2 pseudogenes are annotated in these 5,695 nt (G+C 41.9%); both read right to left on the reverse strand.

Features of this window, described 5'->3' with window-relative positions:
* Nucleotides 1-918: pseudogene (locus tag HUN22_RS15225) on the reverse strand (poly alpha-glucosyltransferase); the annotation flags it as partial.
* A gap of 143 nt (nucleotides 919-1,061) precedes the next feature.
* Nucleotides 1,062-5,675: pseudogene (locus HUN22_RS15230) on the reverse strand (BapA/Bap/LapF family large adhesin); the annotation flags it as partial.
* Nucleotides 5,676-5,695 lie beyond the last annotated feature (20 nt).

Here is a 5,695-nt window from a genome sequence, read left to right on the forward strand (position 1 = left end):
ACCTAATTTAATTTCAAATTCCCCTTCTTTACCATCAATCATAAAACTAGTTTCAGAATCTTTTTCTTTATAAAAGTTGGTCAGCGCATATTGGATAGCAGCATGTATCTTGGGCCAATATTCTGGCTTGCTCTGCACTTCAAATGTTTCTAGCAAAGCATATAGTGAGGTACAGTGACGTACCGTATTGTAGTTACGGATGTCACGATCATAGGCAGAAAAATAGCCGTAGATAAATTTGCCATTTTCTTGAATTTGGCTGTGCAAAAACGCTGAATTTTTTTCAATTAACGACTGAAAATGCTGTTTCTTATTGCTCGAAATCGCCCTAATACCATTCGCATCATAGCGGCTCGCTAAATTAATGAATTGCTCATTTTCATAAAATGCTGCGTAGGTATCAAAAGTCCAAATGTCTTGTAGCTCTTGTAGTTTAATCTGTGGTTTAGTCGCGTTATATTTTTGCTTAATTGCATAATTCAGGTTTGTTTCATCAAAAAAGTTGGGTTTGTCATAGCTCAAGCCTCTAATAATTGCTTTTCCATAAATCTCTTGTTCAAGCAAAGCCACTGAACACTTTTCATCAAACCCAATACCTTTACGGTAGTGGTTATTGTGAAATTGATGGTGGACCTGCTGTTCTACTTCTTTCCAAGCTTGTTTCGCTAAATTATATGCGATATCGATTTTTATATAATCAACCAGTGATTCATGTACAAAGTGGTCATTAATGAAAGCTAATAATTGTATTTTTGCTTGTGAAAAACTTGTTTTTTCACTGTGCCATACGCTACATCTTTGGTCTTTGGGGCCAAATGATATAAATAAAATCGTTTCTTTCTGAAGATCTGAAACATGGGGAGCGATATGTTCTAACCAAAGGTTCAGTTGTCTTTGGAAGTTTAAAAATGCTGTCACTCGAAATCAGTCCCTATCCATTATTTGTTATTCTATAAAGCTTTCGCTACATCATAGCATGATCATGTGCAAACCTAAGTTAATGTATTGTTTAAAAATAAAAAAAGAGCCCGGAGGCTCTTTTTTATAAGTCGCTTATCAGATTAGAAAATGATTTGACCATTATTGATCAAGTCATTCAATGTGACTGGACCTGTGAGGTTAGTCAATTGAAGCAATGGTGTTTCAGTGTAAGTACCTTCGATAAGTAATCCACCATCACGGTCTACACTGATTGTCGCAGTTTGAGTACCAGCATCGTAGCTTACTGACACATATTGACCAATTGTTAAGTTAGATTGAGAACCAATTAACAAGTTACTTAAGTCAATCTTATCAGCCTGATCATCGGTTGCAGTATCGCCTACATGGAAGTCAGTCCATATATCTACACCACCACCAGTTGTGTTACCACCAGTTGCGTTAGTGACACTTGCAGCTGTTAATGTGTTGTAGATCAAGGTATCAGAGCCATTACCAAGAGCAAATGTATCATTTGCCGCGGTACTTACTGCAAGGCTATTCAACTCTTGACTCAAGTTAATCGTCAATGAAGAAGGATATTCACTACCATCGATCACTGAAACTAACTTGTAATCAATCACATCAACTGTCGCATTTGCAGCGCTGTCTAATGGTTTGTAGAAGTAAGAGCCATCATTGTATAGGTACAATGTGCCTTCACCCGTATTCACTCCTTGACCAGCAGCTAGCTCATATGTGCCAGTTGTTGAGTTCAGTACATAGAGCTGAGTACCTTCTACGACATCATTATTAAGAACGTTTCCAGTAATCCAGTCTGTTTGACCATCTGGTGTGTATTGGTCTAGATGAGTCGCTGTAGTTGTCACTACAGAGTCTAGAGTTACCACACCTAGTGAAAGCACACTTGATAAACTGAATACAACTCGATAAGTACCCGCCGTCAAATGTGGTACATCTGCCGAGAATGCCGGAGCACCGAGTACACCTGCCAAGGCAGTTGCAGAACCTGAATATGCAGTATCAACCCATGTTCCACCAACGAACTGCTGAATTGTATATCCAGTTGTTGGGAAAGCAGACAAGCTTAATGATGCAGTGTAGTTCAACTGTACATGTACATCGCTTACTGTATTAGCAGCAATCACAAATTGATCCGACGTTACCGTACTGCTGAGTACAGGAAGTGGAATTGGGAAACCAACCAAGTTACCGATGGTCACATTACCACTTACTACATCCACAACTGGGTCTACCACTGGTGACATACTGATTGTTGCATCATCAGTATCAGCTGTTGCAGAAGGCGTTGGAAGCGTTGCATCTGCCGAAGGATCTGCTGTATTCCAAGTTACATCAACATCTGGCGAACCAACTTGAACATGTAATGTAGCTGTATCAGTTCTACCAGTAACTGGATCTGTGACTGTATAAGTGAAGCTATCAACTTTACCTACATTCGCCATATCTGCAGTTGCCTGATAGCTATAGCTGCCGTCGGAATTGATAATCAAGCTGCCATATGCACCTACGATCGTTGTCGGAGTACCTACTACAACTGCCTCTGTATTACCATTTTCAGATGTAACTGTAGTTACTACTGAAGTTGTCGTAATGTAGTCTGGCACATAGTTTGTACCATAAACAGCAGAGTTATCATCAGCGAGTACATTACCAGTTACAGGGTCAACGACCAGTACAGGAGGTTGAGTAATATCACCATGATTTAGTGTGATATCTGCTGTAACACTACCTAGAGCTGTTAGAAGTGTGTTGCTTTCCATGAACAACTCGTAAGTACCAGCACTTAAGTTATCAATCTTGAATTGAACTTCAGAACCAAAGATACCTAACAAATCAATCACACCAGTATCAGAACTATCAGCAACCACAGTACGAGTGCCGTCTGGATTTACTCGGGTTAATACCACATGTAAACCATCAATAACCGTTGCAACCGAACCGAAGTTCACTGCAATAATGGCATCAGTAAGGTTACCTGGGTCAACTGTAAATGTCGCTGTTCCTTCTCTAGAACCGATAACAATTCCACCTATACCGAGTAACCAGTTATAGCTGATCGCATTATCAAGTACCTCAGTTGTTACAGGATAAACCATGTCTATTTCAGCTGAAGCAACGTTATCCATTGCATCTACTGGAAGCGGACTAGTAATTACAGCTGGTTGAGATGGATCTGCATCGTTCCAAGTCATATCTACACTGTCACTATCGAGACGAACATAAAGTGTTGCCTCAGAAGTGTTACCTGTTACAGGATCAAGCAAGGTGTAGGTAAATTGATCTACCTGACCGAGGTTTGCTCCATTCACAGTTGGTGTATATGTGTAGTTACCATCTTGATCGATCACCAAGGTACCGTAAGTACCAACAATTGTTGCACCAGCTGTTGGATCAACAGCAATACCATTCACTTCAGAGATGACAGCATTGCTACTTGCCGCATCAACTTCACCAGTGAGGCTTGCATCTTTAATGACATTACCTGAGATCGGTTCAACAGAGTAACCAGCCACAATGTATGGATTATAAACATCCATCGTACCAGTTAATGTTCCGCCTAAACCTACACCAACTAAACCTTCATATCCAATGAATGCACGGTACTGACCAGCATCCAATCCTTCAAGTACAGCTGTTGGTGTTCCACCGATAAGTGATAGATCGATGAGTGATGCTTCTGGGTTAGTACCACCAATCGATACCCATTGTCCTGTTGCTTCATCAAATTTCTGAACAACAATCGCATAATCACTGAGTAAATCGGCAGTAATTATCGCATCGAATGTGAACGTTGCTGTACCTTCACGATTTGGATCAACTGTAAATTCAATTGCCTCGTTACCAAGCAATTGTAAATCTAGACCCGCTAACGATACAGCTACAAGGTAAGATGCATCTCCAAGAGCTACATCATCTGCAACAAGCAACGGCTCTGGGTTAATTTCTGCGGTTACAACATTATCTACCGCTTTCACAGAGCTCAATTGAATATTGAGATTTGCTTGAGCCGTATCACCAGTTAGAGGATCAGTTAAAGTGTAGACAAACACATCTGTTTGACCAACTCCAGCGGAATCTAAGTTAGGTGTGTAAGTGTATGTACCGTCTGGATCAATTACCAAAGTACCATACAATCCGTTGATCACTGTATCTACCGCTGTAACAGGCTGACCATTTACCGCTGTAACTACAGTCGTAGGAGTTACGATGTCTATTTCACCACTGGTATTGATATCATTAATAACATTACCATCGGCAACTTCGGTGTAGTATCCACCTACTTGTGTCGTATCATAGACATCCATTGTCCCTGTTAAGGTACCAAGTAAACCGATGCCTAGAAGACCGTTATAAGTCATGAACGCACGGTATTGACCTTCTTCTAAACCATCAATCACTACACCAGGTGTTGAACCTAGTAAAGTAAGATCAAGAATATCCGCTTGACCACCACCATAAATTGCAGTCCATTGACCTGTCGTTGTATCAAATTTCTGAACAACTAGAGAGTAGTCAGATAATGCATTCACTCCAATTAAAGCACTGTAAGTAAATGTCGCGTTGCCTTCTTGACCAGCGCCTACTGTAAAATCAATTGCTTCAGAACCAAGTTGTAAATCAAGTCCAGCAAGTGAAACCAAGGCTAGGTAAGTTTCGCTACCTAAAGAGGCATCATCTTGTACAAGCAATGGTTGAGGAGCAAGTACGGCTGTATCAGTGTTATCAAAGGCCAAGATACTAGAAGAACTAATCGTTACCGTGCCATTTGCTGGATTCGATACATTACCTGCCACATCTGTTGCCGTTACACTTACAGTGTGCGGACCATCTGCGAGTGTTGGCAAAGTATTATCTGCAAGCGTCCAGGTACCGTCACCATTGTTGGTCGCTGGGTAATCCACACCATCTACGTTCACCACCACGGTTGCTGTCGGATCATCGATCGTACCAGTCAATGGAGGTGTGTCATCATTAGTAGTTACATTTGTGAAACCAACCACTGGTGCAACCAAATCAACGATAAAGCCGTCTGTACCATCCAAGACATCACCTGTACCCAAGTTACCTGCAAGGTCTGTATATGTACTATCAGCAACACTAATGCTTGGTGCTGTACCTGTACCATCCGGTGTGAACACCGCTGTCCAGGTGATGTTGTCCGTCGTAGTCAGGCCAGTCAAGCTACCACCTACGACCACGATGTCGCTTGCATCAAAGCCTGCGACCGCTTCACTGAAGGTGAAGCTAATGTTCGCTGTTTCACCTGCTGCAAGAGCTAGATCATCAGTAGTAATTGCAAGTGTTGGTGGAATAATGTCTACAACGAAACCATCTGTACCATCGAGTACATCACCTGTACCCAAGTTACCTGCAAGGTCTGTATAAGTATTATCAGCAACACTGATACTTGGTGCTGTGCCTGTGCCATCCGGTGTAAACACCGCTGTCCAGGTGATGTTGTCCGTCGTAGTCAGGCCAGTCAAGGTACCGCCCACTACCGCAATGTCTGTCGCATCAAAGCCTGCGACCGCTTCACTGAAGGTGAAGCTAATGTTCGCTGTTTCACCTGCTGCAAGAGCTAGATCATCAGTAGTAATTGCGAGTGTTGGCGCAACAGTGTCTACAACAAAACCATCTGTACCATCCAAGACATCGCCTGTACCCAAGTTACCTGCAAGGTCTGTATATGTACTATCAGCAACACTAATACTTGGTGCTGTACCTGTACCAT

Origin of the sequence: Acinetobacter lactucae, assembly GCF_013344765.1 — a bacterium.
Classification (GTDB): domain Bacteria; phylum Pseudomonadota; class Gammaproteobacteria; order Pseudomonadales; family Moraxellaceae; genus Acinetobacter; species Acinetobacter lactucae_A.